This is a genomic window from Pseudoalteromonas sp. MTN2-4, from assembly GCF_042848605.1.
Classification (GTDB): domain Bacteria; phylum Pseudomonadota; class Gammaproteobacteria; order Enterobacterales; family Alteromonadaceae; genus Pseudoalteromonas.
Window position 1 is genome coordinate 1 of sequence record NZ_BTGK01000047.1, and the last position, 830, is coordinate 830.

An 830-nucleotide genomic window follows, 5' to 3' on the forward strand; every position below is an offset into this window, starting at 1 on the left:
TAAATAAGCGGTAAATAAAGGTTGGCTAAAATTAGCGAAGAATGAGCTCAGCCAACCTTTATGCGTCCGCTCTTGATTTATTTGTTATATTTAATCGAGTACGATATCCGTTTGATAATTTGGAAATGCTTGCTGTAATCTTTGTTTGGATGTTGGTAGCCAATGATTAAGGTCGCCGACTAAGAATGGAGAGTCTGTGTAAGCTCTAACTATATTCCCATATCCCCTCAAATTAACAGTGTCAACTATAACTTCACTAGTAGGTTTAACTATACCTATGCCATTAATTGTTAACTCTCGGCTTTCTCTTGATATTGGAGGTATACAAGGGTCTGTTCGAACAAAATTTTCTAATCTTTGAACTAATCGCTCTTTTTCAGCTTTATTCGTGAAATCAACACCTTTCACCATAATTTGAAAGCCAATTCGACTATGGTTAGAACTTTCTAAGCAATTAAGGCTAACAGTTGGTAAAGGCTGCTCTTGGTGTATTTTCTTTGCACAGTCGTTAATTTTGTCTCTATTTTCTACCATTAATTTCAGAATTTCTGCTTTTGCATTCTTATCTGTTGTCATTCTTGCTATCAATGGATCAGGTGTTACGTTAGCAATAATGCTTGCTTCACATTCGCATCTTGACTCTGAGTTTGGATATCTATTGTTACAAGATTGCTTAATACTTGATTTAAATAGTGCTTTGTCTTCATTTGTAATTGGTACATTATTTTTGACTGTTTGTGTGTTGCTACAGGCAACACTTATTAAGACAAAAATCACGATTGCGAGAAATTTCAACTTAATACTCCATTTTAAAAATTAAATATAACGCC

Annotated in this window: 1 protein-coding gene; it reads right to left on the reverse strand. The window is 34.2% G+C overall.

Annotated elements, in window-relative coordinates:
* Nucleotides 1-90 precede the first annotated feature (90 nt).
* Nucleotides 91-795, reverse strand: a complete 705-nt coding sequence (locus tag ACGHEH_RS21650) for a hypothetical protein (RefSeq protein ID WP_390449838.1) — start codon at nt 793-795, stop codon at nt 91-93.
* Between the last annotated feature and the right edge of the window lie 35 nt (nt 796-830).